The 21,703-nt window shown below is 37.5% G+C and carries 16 protein-coding genes; 4 read left to right on the top strand and 12 right to left on the bottom strand.

Translation table 11 applies throughout. The features are described 5' to 3' along the window. The 3 genes from MR054_RS13665 to MR054_RS13655 form a co-directional block, all read left to right on the top strand. The coding region (locus tag MR054_RS13665) for a T9SS type B sorting domain-containing protein (RefSeq protein WP_242158375.1) at positions 1-3,871 on the top strand (3,871 nt) is incomplete at its 5' end. A gap of 11 nt (positions 3,872-3,882) precedes the next feature. Continuing rightward, on the top strand, positions 3,883-4,803 hold the full coding sequence (locus tag MR054_RS13660) for a PorP/SprF family type IX secretion system membrane protein (protein WP_242087002.1): 921 nt from the start codon (positions 3,883-3,885) through the stop codon (positions 4,801-4,803). A gap of 15 nt (positions 4,804-4,818) precedes the next feature. Further along, positions 4,819-6,735, top strand: a complete 1,917-nt coding sequence (locus MR054_RS13655) for an OmpA family protein (RefSeq protein WP_242158374.1) — start codon at positions 4,819-4,821, stop codon at positions 6,733-6,735. Positions 6,736-7,290: 555 nt separating this feature from the next. Here MR054_RS13655 and MR054_RS13650 read toward each other — a convergent pair. The 11 genes from MR054_RS13650 to MR054_RS13600 form a co-directional block, all read right to left on the bottom strand. Beyond that, on the bottom strand, positions 7,291-7,785 hold the full coding sequence (locus tag MR054_RS13650) for a CAP domain-containing protein (RefSeq protein ID WP_242158373.1): 495 nt from the start codon (positions 7,783-7,785) through the stop codon (positions 7,291-7,293). A 165-nt stretch (positions 7,786-7,950) separates the two neighbouring features. Further along, the gene (gene pdxH / locus MR054_RS13645) at positions 7,951-8,598 is read right to left on the bottom strand and encodes a pyridoxamine 5'-phosphate oxidase (RefSeq protein ID WP_242086997.1); all 648 of its coding nucleotides are present in this window, start codon (positions 8,596-8,598) and stop codon (positions 7,951-7,953) included. 27 nt (positions 8,599-8,625) lie between these two features. Beyond that, complete coding sequence (locus MR054_RS13640; RefSeq protein ID WP_242086995.1) at positions 8,626-9,531, bottom strand: ribonuclease Z; 906 nt, start codon at positions 9,529-9,531, stop codon at positions 8,626-8,628. A 65-nt stretch (positions 9,532-9,596) separates the two neighbouring features. Beyond that, positions 9,597-9,929 (bottom strand): ribonuclease Z, encoded by a 333-nt coding sequence (locus MR054_RS13635; RefSeq protein WP_242086993.1) that lies wholly within the window; start codon positions 9,927-9,929, stop codon positions 9,597-9,599. Positions 9,930-9,932: 3 nt separating this feature from the next. Next, positions 9,933-10,862, bottom strand: coding sequence for an aspartate carbamoyltransferase catalytic subunit (locus tag MR054_RS13630; RefSeq protein ID WP_242086991.1), 930 nt, complete (start codon positions 10,860-10,862; stop codon positions 9,933-9,935). Between the two features lie 155 nt (positions 10,863-11,017). After that, the gene (gene pyrR / locus MR054_RS13625) at positions 11,018-11,557 is read right to left on the bottom strand and encodes a bifunctional pyr operon transcriptional regulator/uracil phosphoribosyltransferase PyrR (RefSeq protein ID WP_242086989.1); all 540 of its coding nucleotides are present in this window, start codon (positions 11,555-11,557) and stop codon (positions 11,018-11,020) included. A 237-nt stretch (positions 11,558-11,794) separates the two neighbouring features. Beyond that, entirely contained in the window at positions 11,795-13,639 is a 1,845-nt protein-coding gene (gene rpsA, locus MR054_RS13620) for a 30S ribosomal protein S1 (protein WP_242158372.1), read from the bottom strand. Between the two features lie 257 nt (positions 13,640-13,896). After that, positions 13,897-14,589: a (d)CMP kinase gene (gene cmk, locus MR054_RS13615; protein WP_242158371.1), complete on the bottom strand. Its 693-nt coding sequence runs from the start codon at positions 14,587-14,589 to the stop codon at positions 13,897-13,899. Between the two features lie 144 nt (positions 14,590-14,733). Continuing rightward, positions 14,734-15,756, bottom strand: a complete 1,023-nt coding sequence (gene porQ / locus MR054_RS13610) for a type IX secretion system protein PorQ (RefSeq protein WP_242158370.1) — start codon at positions 15,754-15,756, stop codon at positions 14,734-14,736. Between the two features lie 193 nt (positions 15,757-15,949). Then, positions 15,950-18,400, bottom strand: a complete 2,451-nt coding sequence (gene lon, locus MR054_RS13605) for an endopeptidase La (protein ID WP_242158369.1) — start codon at positions 18,398-18,400, stop codon at positions 15,950-15,952. A gap of 176 nt (positions 18,401-18,576) precedes the next feature. Further along, positions 18,577-19,227: a rhomboid family intramembrane serine protease gene (locus MR054_RS13600; RefSeq protein ID WP_242158367.1), complete on the bottom strand. Its 651-nt coding sequence runs from the start codon at positions 19,225-19,227 to the stop codon at positions 18,577-18,579. A gap of 61 nt (positions 19,228-19,288) precedes the next feature. Between MR054_RS13600 and MR054_RS13595 the strand changes: the two genes are divergently transcribed. Next, positions 19,289-20,170 carry a lysophospholipid acyltransferase family protein gene (locus MR054_RS13595; protein ID WP_242158365.1) on the top strand — a complete coding sequence of 294 codons (882 nt, stop codon included), beginning with the start codon at positions 19,289-19,291 and terminating at the stop codon, positions 20,168-20,170. Between the two features lie 59 nt (positions 20,171-20,229). On the opposite strand, the gene glmM is transcribed toward MR054_RS13595, so the two are convergent. Then, the gene (glmM, locus tag MR054_RS13590) at positions 20,230-21,618 is read right to left on the bottom strand and encodes a phosphoglucosamine mutase (protein ID WP_242158364.1); all 1,389 of its coding nucleotides are present in this window, start codon (positions 21,616-21,618) and stop codon (positions 20,230-20,232) included. Positions 21,619-21,703: the final 85 nt, after the last annotated feature.

Raw genomic sequence — 21,703 nt, 5'->3', positions numbered from 1 at the left:
AAACGACGCTGTTGAGCCTTTCGCTCTTGGTGATACTATTGTAACATGGACCGTAACTGACGGATCCGGTAACTCAGTAACCTGTGAACAGACCGTAACGGTAACTGACGATGAAAATCCAACCATTTCATGTCCTGGGGACCTGACTGCAACTTGTAACATTTCAGAACAACCCGTCTATGCTAATTATTCTGAATTCGCAAATGCAGGAGGAAGCGCATCCGATAATTGTTCTATTGATGAAGCGAGTTTCTCTTTAGTTTCAGAAATCAGTGATAATCTAAGTTGTCCAGAAACTGTAACCAGAACGTATCAAATTTCTGATATGTCGGGTAATACGGTTTCCTGTTCACAAATAGTTGTTATTAGCGATGAGATTCCTCCAGTAATAGATAACACCAACACTGCAAATATCGAAATCGAATGTGATGCCAATACGGATACACAAGCACTATTGCAAGCTTGGCTAGACAACAATGCCGGAGCTTCTGCTTCCGACAATTGTAGTGCTGTAACATGGACTCATAATTATGGCATGGATACTTCAGTACAATGTGAGAATGGGGCCATAACAGTAACATTTACAGCCACAGATGCATGTAACAATACAAGTACCACAACAGCTACTTATTTAATTAAGGATACAGAAAATCCAACAATTACAACAGCGGCTTCAGACCAAACTGTAGAATGTGACGGTGCAGGTAACATTGCTGAATTCGAGGCTTGGTTAAATTCAAATGCCGGTGCTACAGCTACCGATAACTGTTCAACCATCGTTTGGTCTAACAACTATGGTGTTGATGGCAATGTGATGTCTGATGATTGTGGTATGACCGGAAGCGTAAGCGTAACATTTAGGGCTATGGATGCTTGTGGTAATTTTAGTGAAACTAATGCTACCTTCACCATTCAAGATACTGTTGCTCCAGAATTTACGGTACCTTCAGACGTACAAATATACACGGACATCGATTGTAACTATGACGTTTCTGTGAACACTGTGGGTGACGTAACCGATGAAGGAGATCAATGCTCTCCTAATATTCAGGCAACCTATGCTGATCAAATTGCTGCCGGTCCTTGCGAGGGTACTTTCGTGATTACCAGAACATGGACGTTAAAGGATGACTGTAATAATACTACGGTAAAAACACAAACCATAACCGTATCAGACAATATTCTACCAACATTTACAGCGCCTGCAGATATTGAGATATTCACCGATGCCGATTGTAATTACGACACCGATGTGTCGCTTACAGGAGACGTGACCGACGAGGCTGATAACTGTTCTACAGGCATCCAGGCCACCTATGTGGACAGCGATCCAGTGGCCGGAACTTGTGAAGGGACCTTTGTCATCACCAGAACATGGAGCCTATCGGATAACTGTGGCAACGCTGCTGCCGATCAGGTGCAGACCATAACCGTATCAGACAATATTCTACCGACATTTACAGCGCCTGCAGATATTGAGATATTCACCGATGCCGATTGTAATTACGACACCGATGTGTCGCTTACAGGAGACGTGACCGACGAGGCTGATAACTGTTCTACAGGCATCCAGGCCACCTATGTGGACAGCGATCCAGTGGCCGGAACTTGTGAAGGGACCTTTGTCATCACCAGAACATGGAGCCTATCGGATAACTGTGGCAACGCTGCTGCCGATCAGGTACAGACCATAACCGTATCAGACAATATTCTACCGACATTTACAGCGCCTGCAGATATTGAGATATTTACCGATGCCGATTGTAATTACGACACCGATGTGTCGCTTACAGGAGACGTAACCGACGAGGCCGACAACTGTTCTACAGGCATCCAGGCCACTTATGTGGACAGCGATCCAGTGGCCGGAACTTGTGAAGGGACCTTTGTCATCACCAGAACATGGAGCCTATCGGATAACTGTGGCAACGCTGCTGCCGATCAGGTGCAGACCATAACCGTATCAGACAATATAATACCGACATTTACAGCGCCTGCAGATATTGAGATATTCACCGATGCCGATTGTAATTACGACACCGATGTGTCGCTTACAGGAGACGTGACCGACGAGGCTGATAACTGTTCTACAGGCATCCAGGCCACCTATGTGGACAGCGATCCAGTGGCCGGAACTTGTGAAGGGACCTTTGTCATCACCAGAACATGGAGCCTATCGGATAACTGTGGCAACGCTGCTGCCGATCAGGTACAGACCATAACCGTATCAGACAATATAATACCGACATTTACAGCGCCTGCAGATATTGAGATATTCACCGATGCCGATTGTAATTACGACACCGATGTGTCGCTTACCGGAGACGTGACCGACGAGGCCGACAACTGTTCTACAGGCATCCAGGCCACTTATGTGGACAGCGATCCAGTGGCCGGAACTTGTGAAGGTACCTTTGTCATCACCAGAACATGGAGCCTATCGGATAACTGTGGCAACGCTGCTGCCGATCAGGTACAGACCATAACCGTATCAGACAATATTCTACCGACATTTACAGCGCCTGCAGATATTGAGATATTTACCGATGCCGATTGTAATTACGACACCGATGTGTCGCTTACAGGAGACGTAACCGACGAGGCTGATAACTGTTCTACAGGCCTCCAGGCCACCTATGTGGACAGCGATCCAGTGGCCGGAACTTGTGAAGGGACCTTTGTCATCACCAGAACATGGAGCCTATCGGATAACTGTGGCAACGCTGCTGCCGATCAGGTACAGACCATTACGATCTCTGATAACATAGCGCCTACGTTCACTGCACCCGTAGATATCACTATAAATTGTGAGGATAATAATGAAGATTTAACAATAACAGGAGATGTTACCGATGAAGCCGATAATTGCTCAAACGGATTAACAGCTACTTATGTCGATGACATCGCCGAAGGTGACTGTCCGAATGAACGTATTATTACAAGAACGTGGAGTTTAATTGATAACTGTGGTAATACCGCGGAAGATCAAGTGCAAATAATCACTGTTATTGACGATCAAGCACCGGAATTAGTAACTGAATTCCCAAGTTCAGTTAACGTGAGCTGCGATGCTATTCCGGATGCACCTGAACTTGGCTTTGCGGATAACTGTTCAGAAAACGTAACTGTGGTATTTTCGGAATCATCCATGTATACAACTAATGTTACCGAAAGTTATGAGATCATCAGAACTTGGGAAGTGACGGATGAATGCAACAATACTGCGGTATATGAGCAAGTCGTGACTGTTACAATTGATGAGTTCTTAAATCAGATTTCAGATGAAGCATGTTCAGATGATGGAGACATTAATTTAAATGACTATATCAGTGATTTCAATGATGATGCCAGCTGGACCTTTGTTTCAGGAGTTACGAACAACATCAACTTTAATGGGACTATATTCGATCCTTCAAATTTAGTGGATATTACAGGAGATCAAGATTTCTTGGGCGACTATGTATTCCGATATACTTATACCAGTCCGACCGGATGTTTGGAAACAACAGAAGTAACCATTAATATAAATGATGACTGTGTTGTATTCCCATGTAGCTCTGAAGATATTGAAATATCCAAAGCTGTTACTCCTAATGATGATACTTATAATGAAAGTTTTGATATTACGGGTATTACTGCCGATTGTGGTTTTGAAATAAGAGTCCAGATCTTTAATAGATGGGGCGCTCAAATCTTTGACGGCAAAAACTATTCTATTGGTGAAGGTATGGGAGAATGGAGAGGACAAGCCCATAAATCATCCATTGGTAATGCAGATACTGTCCCAAATGGAACGTATTATTATATCATAACCTTAGAAAATAGTGGATTGCCTCCATTTACTGGACCAGTTTACTTAGGAACCAAATAAAACTTTAACCTATGAAACTTATGAAACATCACATAATCGCAATAGCGTTGTTAAGTTGTACGCTTGGATTGGCACAGCAATTGCCGCAATTCACGCAGTACATGTACAATACTATTTCTATAAACCCTGCCTATGCAGGTAGTAGAGAAGCATTAAGTATCGTTGGCCTTCACAGAAGCCAATGGGTAGGCTTTGATGGTGGGCCCATAACACAAACGTTTTCCATACATTCGCCACTTCGAAATGATAGAATAGGTTTAGGCTTATCGTTTATACAAGATGATTTGGGACCTGAGAACTTCTCCTATTTATATGGGGATTTCTCCTATAGCATCCCGACTGGGGTAGACGGTAAATTGGCTTTTGGTATTAAAGGCGGGTTTACAAGCTATAGTTTGGATCCTGATTTTCGCCAATCACAAAACTTCGATCCGACCATTCGTGGTATAGAAGATCGATGGAGTCCTAATGTTGGACTGGGTGTATTTTGGAGTACCAATAAATGGTATCTTGGACTTTCCGCTCCACGTGTATTAAATACCGATCGAAACCGCGATGAGGGTTACGAAGCCCTTGAGCGATTGAGCTATTACTTTACAGGGGGTTACGTATTTAATCTGAGCAATACGTTAAAGTTTAAACCATCCTATTTGATCAAAGCAACAAACGGTGCACCATTGTCTTACGACATGACAGCCAACTTTTTGTTTAATGAAAAGTTTTGGTTGGGTGCTTCTTACCGATTGAATGAATCAACAGGTGCGTTTGGAGGTTTCGCGGATTTTCAAGTGTCGAGACAATTACGGGTGGGTTATGCTTATGAAAAGCCCATTTCAGACATTAATAACTACACGAACGGAACCCATGAGGTATTGTTGATCTATGAATTTAAGTTTATGAGTAATAAATTAAAATCACCTAGATATTTCTAATAAAAAATGCATCCCATGAAATTAAAAAATTACATATTAGTTTGTATCCTATTGACGGTGAGTTTTACGGCCTCTGCGCAATATGGAAAACAGAAAAAAGCGGATACTTTATTTAATAAGTTTTCCTTTGTAAAAGCTTCAGAGGTTTATCAAGAACTTATTGAAAACAAATATAACGAAGATTATGCTGTTCGTCGTTTGGCCGATTGCTATGCTCTATTGCGTGATCCCAAGAATGCGGCTAAATACTATAAGAAAGCTGTTGGTCAGGAAAATATTCCAATTGAATATTACTATAATTACGCCCAGGCCTTGAGGGGTATTGAAGATTACGACGAATCCGAAAAATGGATGCAACGATTTAAAGATTCCGGAGGTGTCGTAAATAAAAGTAAATTCTTGAAGCGTGGCAATTTCATTACCAATATATTTAATGCCAAACAACAGTATTTCTTAAATACATTTAAACACAATTCGAAGCTTAGTGATTTTGGTGCATATGAACATGATGGTAAGATCTACTTTGCCTCAACAAGGGATGAAGGTGTTTCTATCAAACGTTTGTATGGCTGGAATGAGCAACCCTTTTTGGATGTTTACGTTATAGATAAAGATCGTAAGGAACCTGCAGACCACACTTCGAAATTAAAAGGTGACGTTAATACCATTTATCATGATGGTCCGGTAACCATTTCCAACGACGGGAAGAGTATGTATTTTACAAGAAATAGCTTTATTAATAATGTTTATGACAGTAATGACAAAGGAATCAACCAGGTAAAAATTTATAGAGCGACATTAAAGGACAGCACATGGACCAACATTGAAGATTTATCCATTAACGACTCAGAGTTCAGTACCCAGCACCCTGCCCTAAGTCCTGACAATAAAAAATTATATTTCGCTTCGGACCGCCCCGGAGGTTATGGAGCTTCAGATATTTATGTTGTAGATATTAACGATGATGGAACATTAGGTGAACCTAAAAACCTTGGTGAAACAGTAAATACCAAAGGTTCTGAAGGTATGCCATTTATTAATAATGAAGGAAGTTTGTTCTTTTCTTCAGATGGCCATGTCGGCCTGGGTTTACTTGATATTTTTGGAACTGTGGCCAATGAAGCCGGTGAGATTGTGGATGTCATTAATCTCGGTGTACCCGTGAACTCCAGTAAAGATGATTTTTCATTTACGATGAATCCTGATGGCCTTTCCGGATATTTTGCTTCCAACCGATCTGGAGGTCAAGGAGATGATGATATTTATGCGTATAATCGCATACCGTTACTGAATGTCGAAGGGACCGTTACAGACATAGTAAACAACAAGCCTGTACCAAATGCAATCATAACTTTACTGGATGGTAATGGTAAGCAAATTGCATATATGGAAACTGATAAGGAAGGTTATTATGAGATCAATATAGACAGAAATGTGGATTATGAGATTACAGCCAGTCAAAAGAAGTATGAAGACGATAACAAAAGTTTCACCTCGAAAGGAATTGAGGATACAGTTACCACAATTACAGTTGATCTGGAGTTAACTCCTGTTAGGGACGTTGTTAAACTTGCGGATCTTGGTATCATTTATTTCGATTTCGACAAACATAATATTCGTCCCGATGCTGCTTTAGAATTAGATAAGATTGTTAAATTGATGAACGAAGATTATCCTGGTATGGTAATTCGTATAGAATCCCACACCGATTCAAGAGGGACATTGACTTATAACGACAAGTTATCTATTGATAGGGCAAATTCCACGTATGAATACCTTATTTCCAATGGTGTAGATTCATCTAGAATAACGGCGCATGAAGGATTTGGAGAGCGTAGATTGACGAATGGATGTGACGGAAGTGTAAACTGCGAGGAAAACAAACATCAGTTGAACAGACGTACCGAATTCATCATTATTAAAATGCAATAAACACAATAAAGTTAAACTCAATAACAGTGATTGAAAAACCACTAGGATTAGTTTCCTGGTGGTTTTTTCTTTGGATGAATAAGGTTTATTCACAAATGATATTAGCCATTAACATGACCCTTTTCGTGTGATCTCCTTGGTTGCAACAGAACTAAAAGACAGAATCCTTATTAAATTTAAATCCGGAACCAATTTTTGATATTCGCTTATTTTAATCGAATACATGCAATTAACGTATACTATTTTTGTTAATATCATACCCTAAAAGCCTTTTTTTGGAGATAACTCTATGCTACCGGTTAAACTTCGCACAGTTAGTAAAGCAATACAGGTTGTTTGTTTGTGCACGATTAATAAGGGCAGAAAAGGTCGTTATAATTGGTAAACATTAAAAAGGGATTTGCATCTATAAAAAATCCTCTCAGAACTGAGAGGATTTTATACCTAAAGCTAAATTCAATAACAATAAAGTTATTATATAACCCATTTAATATTTTATGCGTATCAATAGCAATTAAACAGGTTATGGCGTCAATTACTCCAAAAAGTAATGTATTATTTTTTTATAAATATATTGGTGTAATACCAGTTGCCTTCACTATTCTGTTCTGCTGAAATGTCAAAATTGCTAAAGTCTCCCTCAATATTGGCTTTATGGCTTTCACTCTTTATCCATGCATTAACAACAGATTGAGCTGAGGTATAACCATAGGCAACATTTTCGGATACTTTAACAGCCCCTGCATTTTCTTTTAAATAAGTGCTTCTCTTGTAGAAATTGTCATGAGAAACCACATTTTTATCCACCATATAATCGGTATGGGAAAAGGCAACGGATTTCACTACTTTCATATCATTTAGAGGTGACAAACCAAGGGATAACCTATGGTCGTTTATAAGTTCTAAGATTTCAGTTTCGATTGATTTTGTAGCTGGTGTAACCAAGCTTTTTGACAATATTTCGGCTTCGTTATCTAAATTTTCTGTAGAGCAGGAAAAACAAAACAAAGCAAGCATTGCCAACACTGGCAGTTGTTTAAATAACTTCATAAGTAGGTAAATTTAGATTTGGTTCTGTAAAATTATAAGCCTACTACGAAGATGATGTTAATAAAATGTTAAAATCGATTAAAAACTTGCTTTTAAACGATATTATATGTTTTTAATCGATGAAATGACAATTTATAGCCACTATTGTTGTATTTAAACGCTTTTTTAGGGAGATAATCGATTTATCTGCCAGTTATAGTCTTGTTTGAGTTTGTAACGTATTCGATCATGCAATCGGTTAGGGCGACCTTGCCAAAATTCAATTTCAACAGGTCTAACCAAATAACCGCCCCAATGTTTTGGCCGTGGTATCTCCTTCCCTTCATACTCTTTCTCTAAAGCTTTAAGCTGTTCTTCTAAAATCAATCTACTTTTAACAATTTCGCTCTGATTAGAAACGAGAGCTCCCAATTGGCTTCCTCTAGGGCGTGATTCGAAATAGCCATCACTTAAATTTTCAGCAATTTTTTCGGCCTTTCCCTTAATTACAATTTGGCGTTCTGCCCTATGCCAAAAAAAGGAGAGACACACATTTGAATTCGCATCAATGGCCTTTCCTTTTTCACTTTTATAATTGGTAAAAAATATAAAGCCTTCAAAGTTAAACCGCTTTAACAACACGACTCTATTTTTTGGAAACCCATCCAATCCAATGGTTGAAATCGTCATGGCATTATTTTCCTCTTCTGGAAAAAATTTATCCATATCATAAAACCATTTTTGGAATAACTCCATGGGATTTTCAGGAACCTCAGCTAACCGAAGTTCCCCTTTTTCATACGTCTTTCTATAGTTGCTCAAATCGTTTTCCATAATGGTGATGCAATTTACTGGAATTTTCTAAAACATAAACACCTTACCGTCCTCGCACAATTCAACATCATCAAATATTTCCTCTGCTTCCGTTTTAAAGCTGTTTAAACCATCATATCTTGTAGAATAATGCCCGAGCAACAACTTGCCGACATTAGCTTGCATCGCTATGGCTGCAGCTTGTTTAGCAGTAGAATGCTTTGTTATAAGTGCTAAATTGGAATGTTTTTCTAAAAAAGTAGATTCATGATACAATACTGATGCCTCTTTAATTATTGGTACAATGTCTTCTTTATAAGCAGTATCACTACAAAAGGCATAACTTTTGGGGGTTTTAGGTTGAGAGGTTACTGATTCATTTTTTATGAGTATCCCCTTTTCATTTACTACATCCGAACCCTGCTTTAATTTTCTGTAATAAGCTACATCAATATTAGCGTTTTCTACAGCCTTAATATCAAGTTTTCTATCTCCTGGTTTTTCCTTGAAAAGAAAACCATTGGTATAGACTCGGTGATCCAAAGGAATGGTATGAACTTCAACCAAATCATCTTCAAAGATTAGTTTGGATGCGTTCGAGGTTAATTCATGAAAAATAAGTTGATAATTCGTCCAGGAATCCGCTAATTTCATTTGAAGTGTAACAATCTCCTTAATTCCTTTTGGTCCATAAATATGTAATTCCGTTTCTCTTGCTAGCAGTCTAAACGTAGAAATCAACCCTACCAAACCAAAAAAATGATCACCATGAAGATGCGAAATAAAGATATGCTTGATGCGATTAAACTTAATTTTATGTCTACGTAACTCCACTTGAGTTCCTTCTCCACAATCGATTAAAAACATATGATTGTTTATTTCCAATACTTGTGAAGTTGTATTGGATAATGTTCTTGGTGTCGCACTATAGCAGCCTAAAATAGTAAGTTTCATGCAAAATGTATGTTATGTTGTAAAGCGGTATTGACAAATCGACAAACACATAAACAACAAACTTATTAAAAGCCTAAATCGCGTTCAATTTCTTCCATTTCAATAATGTCATAGGCTTCTTGTATTGTTGGCACTACCACTATTTCATCTGGAATTTCATCTAAATCAATTTTATCGGTAACAATTACAAATGAATGCTTGGCAGCCCTATGGGTATTGGATAGTTGTAAAAACTCAATAATATCTCGAGTATGTATCTTCTTTATTGAGGTTAATGTAATGATCACATTATTGTTTTTGATTTTGGGATAAACGGTCTGTATTTTTTTTACCAATTCGATTATTGAAGCTTTTTCTTGGGTTATTAGAGAAATATTCTCATTTTGATCTAATATCATAATCTACTGTTTTATTTTCGACGCCAATAAATAAATTACTGCCATTCTAACAGCTACCCCATTTTGTACCTGATCCAAAATAATGGATTGCTTAGAATCGGCTACATCACTTGTTATTTCAACTCCCCGGTTGATCGGCCCGGGATGCATGATCACAATATCTTTGTCGAGTGAATCCAACAACACCTTATTAACACCAAATTGTTGTGTATATTCCCTTGTAGATGGAAAATAGCTAACATCCATACGCTCGTTTTGTACACGTAGCATGTTTGCAACATCACACCAGTTTAATGCAGTTCTCAAATTGGTCTCAACCATCACTCCTAATTTATCTATAAATTTGGGAATTAACGTCTTAGGTCCGCAAACCATGACCTCAGCCCCTTGAAGTTGTAAGGCATAAATGTTAGACAATGCCACACGACTGTGCAGTATATCGCCCACTATAACAACTTTTTTGCCTCTAACGCTTCCTAATTTTTCCCTAATGGAGAATGAATCCAAAAGAGCCTGAGTAGGATGTTCATGGGCGCCATCACCGGCATTAATGATACTGGCTTTTACATGTTTGGATAAAAACACCCCAGCTCCCGGACTGGGATGACGCATTACGACCATATCCACTTTCATCGATAAGATGTTATTTACAGTATCTATTAAGGTTTCACCCTTTTTTACGGAGGATTGGGCCGAAGAAAAATTCAGTACATCTGCAGATAATCGTTTCTCAGCCAATTCAAAGGATAGTTTCGTTCGGGTAGAGTTTTCAAAAAATAAATTGGCAATAGTAATATCCCTAAGGGAAGGTACTTTTTTAATCGGTCGATTAATCACTTCCTTAAAATGATCTGCCGTATTGAAAATAAGTTCAATATCTGCCTTGTTCAGATATTTTATTCCTAATAAGTGATCGACACTTAATTCACTCATTTTTACAGTTAATGGTTAAAGGTTACTCTCATCTTTTAAATAATCAAACTACTGTTCTTTATTCTTGCTTAATTTAGTCTCTTCTCTTAATTATCAGGAAAGAAATCGAAATCAGTACTAGCCATACATTCCATCGCATACTTCTGACTGAATCCTTATTTTTCTATAAGATAAACGGCATCTTCTTTATCGTTTTCTATCCAGTTTACTTTTACTTTTTCCTCATTTATGACATCAACCTGTCTCCCCATATAATCGGGTTGAATCGGCAAATGACGACTAAATCGTCTATCAATAAGTGCCAACAGTTCAATTTCATTCGGTCTGCCAAAGGACTGAATGGCAGTTAATGCAGCTCTTATACTTCTCCCAGTATACAGAACATCATCTATAAATACAACGTTCTTGCCTTCCACTATAAAATTTATTTCTGTGGTATTGGCTGCCAACGTTTTATCCCCTCGTCGAAAGTCATCCCGATAAAAGGTGATATCCAAATAGCCCAGAGAAATCTGTCTTATGTTGTAATCTTCCTTTAAAATTTTAGCTATACGATTGGCTAGATATATGCCTCTGGGTTGCAAACCTATTAAAACGGTGTTGGAAAAATCTGTGTGTTTTTCGATTAATTGACAAGCCAATCGGTGAAGAATGATGTTTACCTCTTTCGCGTTAAGTAAAACTTTCTGACTCATATTTTATCCAAACGTATCTGGACCACAAAGGTAAGGTAAAAATTTTTATATTTTGGTTATGAGGATTAGTTATTAGTGATTGGTTTTTTTACATACGTGGATATATTCTTGCATTCGCAAAAGATTTTTTAAAGGCCAAAAAACAAAAAAGCCTCCAATTAAATTGAAGGCTTTAAAAATTGTTGAGACCCGTCGATGGCACTACAATAACGCTTAGACTTTGCTTATTGGGAAAAATTATTTTTTCTTTCCGTCCATTTTATCTTTTAACGCTTGTAAAGCATCGTTAGCATCACCCAAAGTTGGTTTGGCCTCTGCAGCCGCAGCTTCAGCTTTTCTCGCGGCCTGCTTTACAATTTTCGCTTCTTCTGCCTTAAATACAGCAGTATGTGAAGCAACAACACGCTTGAATTCCTTATTAAATTCAATGATTTTAAAATCAGCTTCTTCCCCTTTTTTAAGGGCAGAACCATCTTCTTTCTCAAGGTGACGCGATGGCACAAATGCTACAATATCCTCATTAAATGCAACGGTTGCGCCTTTATCTACTATTTCGGCAATTTTTGATTTATGAATAGTATTTAAGGCAAATTCTTTTTCATATTTGTCCCATGGATTTTCGGTGGTTTGCTTATGTCCTAAACTGAGTTTACGACCTTCAACATCCAACTCCAAAACGACAACGTCCAAGGTATCTCCTACAGCACAGAACTCACTTGGATGTTTGATTTTCTTGGTCCATGATAAGTCTGAAATATAAATCAGTCCATCAATGCCCTCTTCCAACTCAACAAATACTCCAAAGTTTGTGAAGTTACGCACGATACCCTTATGGTGTGATCCTACAGGGTATTTAGCAGTAATATCCGTCCAAGGATCTGGAGTTAATTGCTTAATACCTAAAGACATCTTACGGTCCTCCCTGTCCAGAGTCAAGATAACAGCCTCAACTTCATCACCTACAGAAACAAAGTCTTGAGCTGAACGCAGGTGTGTAGACCAAGACATTTCAGATACATGGATTAATCCTTCCACACCATCGGCGACTTCAATAAAGGCTCCGTAATCGGCAATTACAACTACCTTTCCTTTTACTTTATCACCTACTTTAACTTCATCCGCCAAAGCCTCCCATGGATGCTTGCTTAATTGTTTTAGTCCTAACTGGATTCGTGACTTGTCCTCATCGAAATCCAAAATCACAACATTAAGTTTTTCGTCTAACTCTACGATCTCATTGGGATGGTTAATTCTAGACCAAGATAAATCCGTAATGTGGATTAATCCATCTACACCTCCAAGATCAATAAACACACCGTATGAAGTAATATTTTTAACAACACCCTCCAAAACTTGTCCTTTCTCCAGTTGACCAATGATTTCTTTCTTTTGTTCCTCAATATCAGCTTCAATTAAAGCTTTATGAGATACAACGACATTCTTAAATTCATGATTAATTTTTACAACCTTGAATTCCATGGTTTTATTCACATACTGATCGTAGTCCCGGATAGGTTTAACATCAATTTGTGAACCAGGTAAGAACGCTTCAATACCAAATACATCGACGATCATTCCACCCTTGGTTCTGCATTTTACAAAACCATTAACAATCTCTCCTGTTTCGTGTGCTTTGTTAATACGATCCCAGGCCTTTATTACTCGAGCTTTTCGGTGAGATAATACCAATTGCCCTGTCGCATCCTCACGAACATCAATTAATACCTCAACTTTATCACCTACTTTTAAATTTGGATTGTAACGAAATTCATTTAAAGATATCACACCCTCAGACTTTGCATTGATATCGATAATGGCATCACGGTCGGTAATATGTATAACCGTACCTTCTACCACTTCATTATCCAAGGTGTCAACAAAATTTTCTGCTACAAGTTTTTCGAATTCTTTTAGTTGTTTGTCATCAACTTCATCAATTCCTTCCTGATAATTGTGCCAGTTAAAATCTTTTAAGAATTTTTCAGGATTTGCTTGAGCTTCCGATACTGCGGGAGCCTCAGCAGTTTTTACTTCAATTGCTTCAGTTGATTCAACCTCAGCTTGTTTTGCTTTTTCAGCCATTTAGTTAATTAAACAATGTGTTCTACCCATGCTTATGGATAAGCCCAAACATTGTGATTTGTATTCTGCATGTTTCGGAAAATTAAGCGCTTAACACACAGAAGTGTTATTATCTATTTTTAAACTCGTTTCCTTTTATTTTCCGATAATCCGCTAAAAGGAGTGCAAAAGTAATGTTTTTTTAATGAAACACCTAATATGGAATGCCAAAAAATAAGTGTAAAGTCTTGTTTTTTTTACTTATTTAAATTTTCAGGTTATGAGGATTTTAAAGTCTTATTCACCAAATTTAAGATAATCTCAAATTGTTGTTCCTTAGACATATGGGAATTGTCAATTTCAATTGCATCTGACGCTTTAACTAAAGGGGAATCCTTTCTGTTGGAATCAATAAAGTCCCTGTCCTGAATGTTTTTTAGAACGGCCTCATAGGTAACGTCATCACCACGTTGTTTAAGTTCATTATATCTCCTGATTGCTCTTGTTTCCGGTGAAGCTGTCATAAACAATTTTAATTCAGCATTGGGAAAAACCACCGTACCGATATCTCGTCCGTCCATAACCACACCTTTTTCGGCTCCCATGTTTTTTTGATGCTTTACTAATTGGGCACGGATCTCCGGGACAGCAGCTACAAGACTCACATTTTCAGAGACTTCTAGTGTACGAATTTTTTTTTCGACGTTATCTCCATTTAAAAACATTTCTGAATACCCCAATTCATCATTATATTTCAGGGAAATCTTAACTTCATTCAGTTTTGATATCAAACCTGATACGTCAAAATGATTCTTATCGATAAATCCTTGTTCCATGGCAAAATAGGTTACAGCTCTGTACATGGCACCAGAATCCACATAAACATACCCCAAATGTTTGGCCAATTGCTTGGCAACTGTACTTTTACCAGTTGATGAAAATCCATCAATAGCAATTGTTATTTTGTCCATTATTTTGTGTTGATCCATCAAAAATACTCAAATAAAATACCAAGACATATAAGGTTCCAAAGGAAATTCATTTGATTCAAGGGAATTCCGTTATTATCACAGTAAAGTCTTTAAGTCCTTTTAAATTCATTATAACTATAGTCCTTATCTGTTTAAATCTATTTGTAATCCAAAAAAATTAGCGTTAGCTGCGCTTGTGTATTTTGCATGTGTGTAGCTAAAGCGCATTTTATTCATTTTAATTGCAATACCAGCCGATAAACCGGAAAAATTTCTTTGATCTACAATCCGTAGCTCTTCTGCCCTTCGAAAATTATACCCCAAACGTATATTAAATCCTTTTTCAGGAAATAACTCTGCGCCTAAAATGGTATGTCTAATAACCTGACCCAAAAACCCAATGTTTTCTTCGGTTTGGTTACCTGATAAATCACTTGTAGTCCTTGCCGGATTAGGCCTACCAATGGGCCAATCTTGTAAATTCTCTAAGGTAACATGCCAACGAATAGGCACATGCTCTAAAGTTTGTGACATCCCAAAATCGACTTCAAATGGTAATGGTTCATTTAATCCCGCATAAGTTTTTAATTGTGTGCCTAAATTCCTTATAGCTAAAGCTGCATGAAAATCAAGGTTTTCATTGATATAAAGCAAGCCCAAATCACATGCCATACCCAAAGAATTATATTGTTCCAGTTTAGAGGTTATAAACTTTACATTAGCCCCAAAATAGAAGTCGGAATACCCGATTTGAAGTGCATAGCCAAAAGATAAAGCCGCTTCGTTGCCTGTAAAGGACCCTGTAGGATTACCATTTTCATCATAACCGTCAAAAGAGCCATAATTAATATAGGTCATGCCGGCATGAAAAGTTTGGGTTCGTCGATCCACAGTGTAAGCATAAGACGCCGTACCGTAACCAATTCCTCCTAAATAACTGATGTAATTGATAGCCAATTGATTGTCCATTTCTACATTTATGGTAGCCGGATTAAATAAGCCTTGTGTCACATCATAATCGACATTGGTAAGTACCTTGCCACCCAGGGCCGCTTGTCTTGGTGAGGACACCAAATTCAAGAATTGATAGGTAGCCTCTCCTCCAACTTGTGCATTGGATATTAGACCAACCAACATACAAAACCATTTGACACTTTTCTTTAACATAGTAAGGCGCAAAGTAAACAAATCTATCTTAAAACGGCAGCACCAGTTTTTTATTTTAGAGGAATAAGATTCCTTTAGATTCAAAGAAATAATTTAAAAGTAATGTTTTAGAAAACGATTGTGAATTAAATTGAGAAAATAAAGTATACAAAAAAACCTCGACCAAGGTCGAGGTTGTGTCACCAAACAGTGTTTATAGCTTCTTCGCATTTTTTACCTTTTGATTGGTTATAGCAATATCTATAACTTCACTCATATCAGATACGTAATGAAAGGTCAATCCTTTTAAGTATTCCTGCTTAATTTCTTCAATATCGCGTCGGTTGTCTTCACACAATAGAATTTCCTTAATCCGTGCCCGTTTAGCGGCTAAAATCTTTTCTTTAATACCACCAACCGGCAAAACTTTGCCACGTAATGTAATCTCACCTGTCATAGCCAAACTTTTCTTTACTTTTTTCTGTGTAAAAAGGGATACTAAAGAGGTTAGCATCGTGATTCCGGCACTTGGCCCGTCTTTTGGAGTTGCGCCTTCAGGAACATGAATATGTACGTTATACTTGTCAAATACATTGGGGTTTATGCCAAGGATCTGAGCATTGGATTTAATGTATTGCAAGGCTATGGTTGCCGATTCTTTCATGACGTTACCCAAGTTACCCGTAATACTTAAATTACCTTTACCTTTAGATAAGATGGATTCTATAAACAAAATATCACCACCGACACGTGTCCAAGCCAAACCGGTTACAACACCTGCCACATTATTATTCTCGTATTTATCACGTTCTAATTTCGGCCCGCCAAGAACTTCGACAATATCTTCATTGGTTACCTTAATATTATAGTCCTCCTCCATGGCAATATTTTTGGCAGCATAGCGTACCATTTTTGCTATTTGTTTTTCAAGACCACGTACACCCGACTCACGCGTGTAACCCTCAACGATCTTTTCTAATTGACGTTTCCCAATTTTTAAATGTGATGTGTTTAATCCGTGTTCTTTTAATTGTTTGGGTAATAAATGACGTTTAGCAATCTCTACTTTTTCCTCAATGGTATATCCTGTTACATTGATAATTTCCATGCGGTCTAGCAATGCGGGCTGAATGGTATTTAAACTGTTCGATGTAGCTATGAACATCACTTTGGACAGGTCATATCCCATTTCAAGGAAGTTGTCATAAAACTCATTGTTTTGTTCTGGATCCAATACCTCCAGCATGGCCGAGGCGGGATCACCTTGATGTGAATTGGATAATTTATCTATTTCATCCAATACGAAAACAGGGTTTGAAGTACCCGCTTTTTTGATACTTTGTATGACACGTCCGGGCATCGCCCCGATGTAAGTTTTACGGTGCCCCCGAATTTCTGCCTCATCCCTTAAACCACCCAGTGACATACGCACATATTCCCTGCCTAAAGCTTCAGCGATAGATTTACCCAGGGAGGTCTTACCAACTCCGGGAGGACCATATAGGCACAAGATAGGAGACTTCATATCGTTCCGAAGTTTTAATACCGCCAGATATTCAATAATACGGCGTTTAACATCCTCCAGACCAAAATGATCCCTATCCAAAATTTTCATGGCACGCTTTAAATCGAACTGGTCCTCACTGAACTCATTCCAGGGTAAATCTAAAAACAGGTCTAAATAGTTTCTTTGAATGGAATATTCTGCAACCTGCGGATTCATGCGTTGCATTTTGGCAATTTCCTTATCAAAATGTTTGGCTACTTTTTCATCCCATTGTTTTTCCTTGGCACGCACCTTCATTTCCTCAATTTCCTGATCGTGACTCACACCTCCCAATTCTTCCTGAATGGTTTTCATTTGCTGGTGTAAGAAATACTCACGCTGCTGTTGGCTCATATCCATTTGAACCTTGGATTGAATATCATTTCTAAGCTCCAATTTTTGAAACTCTATATTCATATATTTAAGGGTGGAAAGGGCTCTTCTTTTGAGATCGTTCATTTCGAGCAATTTCTGTTTTTCCTCTACAGGAAGATTCATGTTGGAAGAGACAAAATTTACTAGAAATGAATTACTCTCAATATTCCTTATAGCAAAGGAGGCCTCGCTGGGTATATTAGGATTCTCCTTAATAATTTGAAGAGCCAAATCCTTAATAGATTCAATTATGGCTGTAAATTCCTTATTGTTTAAAGCTGGTTTGGCCTCTGGCAAATCCCGTATTGTGGCCGTCATATATGGCTCTTCAGTAAGTACTTCAGCCACCTGGAATCGCTTTTTTCCTTGAATAATAACGGTCACGTTACCATCTGGCATTTTAAGTACCCTTAATATCCTCGCCACTGTACCAGTGCCATAAATTTCCTGTGCATTTGGGTTTTCAACTGATTCGTCCTTTTGAGCAACAACCCCAATAACCTTACTGCCTTTATTGGCATCATTAATTAGTTTAATGGATTTATCTCTTCCTGCGGTGATTGGGATGACAACGCCTGGAAACAGAACCGTATTGCGCAAGGATAAAATAGGCAAGGTTTCAGGAAGTTCTTCATTATTAATTTCTTCTTCGTCTTCTGGTGTCATTAGTGGAATTAATTCGGAATTCTCATCAAACTCCTGCAATGACAAACTGTCAAACCTTATAAAATTGGATTTCTTCATGTATTTTTCTAAGTCAATCTGTCATTAAAAACAAATTGAACAGCTATTTTATAAATTATTAAATATAACTAAAATGCTGATTTTCAAATATTTAAATAAAAACAGCACTGTTGAACTATGATATAAATTCAATAGCTATGCCATTCTAATAGAAAACCATTTTGTCTTTTTATCATTTATATTTTACCGGCCTTTTTTAAAGCGAGTAAAATAAGGATTGGAATCGCCAAGAGAACAATCATAAGTAAATTGGTTTTGAACAACCATGGTGCCATTATCAAGGTAATAACATACCCCCCCACAGCTCCACCAAAATGTGCATCATGACCAATATTTCCTAAACGGTTCTTCATACCATAAATGGCATACAAAAGATAACCAATACCAAAAATGTAAGCAGGAATTGGAATAGGTATAAAGAATATATATAAATTCATTCCTGGTTGAAGTAGTATGGCGGCATACACAATGCCCATTACGGCACCACTTGCCCCGACAGCACTATAATAGTATTCATTTTTATGAAAATATAATGACAATAAATTTCCCAGCAGCAAACTGCCCAGGTAGATGATTAAAAATTTATAAACATTCAGTAATCCTATAACGACATCAGCAAAAAAATAAAGGGTAAACATATTAAAAAACAAGTGTGCATTGTCCGCATGTAAAAAACCGGAACTAAACAAACGGATTTGTTCTCCTTTGCGAACAGCACCAACATTGAATTTATATTTTTCAAAAAAACCAAAATCACCAAAGCCCTTATAGGATATAATAACATTCGCTGCAATAATAATAATGGTAATAAGATCTAAATTGCCCATAGCTTATAACGTTTACAATCAAATTAATTTATCTTTGCGGCTACAAATCTATAACTAATTCATGCAATTTCTAATTTATATTTTGGTATATCCACTTTTGTGGCTCATTTCCATACTTCCATTTAGTCTATTGTACCTGCTGTCAGATGCCTTTTATTTGTTGATATACTATATCATTAGATATCGAAAAAAAGTGGTTCACAATAACTTAATCTTGGTATTTCCCGATAAAACCAAAAAGGAAATTAGGACCATTGAAAAACGATTTTACAGACATTTATGTGATATGTTTTTAGAAATGGTTAAAACGATGAGTATTTCCAAAAATGAAATGAAAAAGCGATTTCACATTGTAAATACAGCCGAATTAAAGCGCTTAGAGTCCTTAAATAAAAGTGTCATTATGATGTTCGGTCATTATGCCAGCTGGGAATGGGCTATAGAATTACAAAACCATATCAATTACAAAGGATATGGGGTTTACAAAAAATTGGCTAATGCCTATTTTGATAAACTAGTGAGAAACATACGCTCAAAATTTAATACGACTTTAATCAGTACAAAAGATACCATAAGTACTGTAAATGAAAACGAAAATAAAGGTGTTAAAAGTGTCATTGGCTTTTTAAGTGACCAATCTCCCAGATTAAGTAATGATGTCTATTGGGGAGAGTTTATGGGGGTAAAAGTTCCCTGTTTTACAGGTGCAGAACGATTGGCAAAAAAACTGGACTTGACGATAGCGTATTTAAAAGTCAAAAAAATAAATCGCGGTTATTATGAAGCCGAAGTTATTACTCTTACTGAAAACCCAAAAACTCATAAAGATTATGAACTTACAGACTTGTTTTTAAGGGAGGTTGAAAAACAAATTTACGAAGCTCCTGAATATTACTTTTGGACCCACAAGCGATGGAAACACCGCAAAAAAATTCCAAGTTGAACGCTATAAATTAGTTTATAAAAAGGCACGGTTTTTAATTCCAATATCTACTGGTTACACTATAATTTGGCGATCTCCGTAATCTCAGCAATAATCCTTTTGGCTAAAGTATCCGCTTCACCTTGTGTTTTGGCTTCAGTGTAAACCCTAATGATAGGTTCAGTATTACTTTTTCGCAGGTGCACCCAACTTTCAGCAAAATCAATTTTAACTCCATCAATCGTGGTCAATTTTTCGTTTCTATAGTGTTCTTCCACGGCATTTAAAACCTTATCAACGTCTAAATCCGGTGTGAGCTCAATTTTCTTTTTACTCATAAAGTAACTAGGGTAAGTTTTTCGTAATTGACTGACAGTCATTTTTTTGTCTGCCAACAAACTTAAAAACAGAGCTACTCCAACTAATGCATCTCTACCATAATGTAATTCTGGATAAATTATTCCACCATTGCCCTCACCTCCAATAACAACATTATTCTTCTTCATAAGTTTAACCACATTAACCTCTCCTACAGCACTGGCTTCATATTTTCCACCATATTTTTCAGTTACATCTCGAAGGGCTCTTGTCGAACTCATATTACTTACTGTATTTCCGGGAGTTCTGCTCAATACATAATCGGCACAAGCGACCAAGGTGTATTCTTCTCCGAACATGTCACCATTTTCATCAATAAAGGCCAACCGATCAACATCTGGGTCTACTACTATTCCAAAATCGGCTCGTTCCTTTACTACTTTATTAGAAATATCCGTTAAATGTTCTTTTAGTGGCTCCGGGTTATGAGGAAAATGGCCATTAGGCTCACAATATAATTTTACCACATGTACGCCCAGACGTTCCAATAATAATGGAATTGCTATTCCACCGGAAGAATTTACACCATCCACAACAACTTTAAACTTAGATTCTTCAATTGACTTTACATTAACCAGGGGTAAATCCAAAACCTCAATAATATGTAAATCAAAATAGGCGTCATTTTTGGTTATTTTTCCTAAATTATCGACATCTGCGAACACCATAGTATCACCTTTAACGATATCTAAAATTTTAGCACCATCATCACCATCCAGAAACTCGCCTTTATCATTCAATAATTTAAGTGCATTCCACTGTTTGGGGTTATGACTAGCGGTGAGTATGATTCCCCCATCGGCATGCTCCATTGGAACAGCTACTTCAACAGTTGGTGTTGTCGAGAGACCGACATTAACCACATTAATCCCCTGTCCAATTAAGGTATTCATAACTAAATTTTGAATCATTTTTCCGGAAATTCGTGCGTCACGCCCAACCACAACCTTATAATTTTCCTTCTGACGTTGTTGTTTAATCCATGTGCCATAAGCTGCTGCAAATTTGACTGCATCAATTGGCGTTAAATTATCTCCAACATGACCACCAATGGTTCCCCTAATCCCTGAAATTGATTTAATAAGTGTCATAAAATAGCTCTTAATTAGCGTTCAAATATACAATTAGAAAATGGTATTTTATCGGTTTGGCCTATGTTTTTAAAACCTGAACCGC

This window comes from Aestuariivivens sediminis, from assembly GCF_022662105.1.
In the GTDB taxonomy this organism is placed as follows: domain Bacteria; phylum Bacteroidota; class Bacteroidia; order Flavobacteriales; family Flavobacteriaceae; genus Aestuariivivens; species Aestuariivivens sediminis.
Note: the sequence above shows the minus strand (reverse complement) of the source record. Positions and strands in the feature narration are given on the sequence as shown.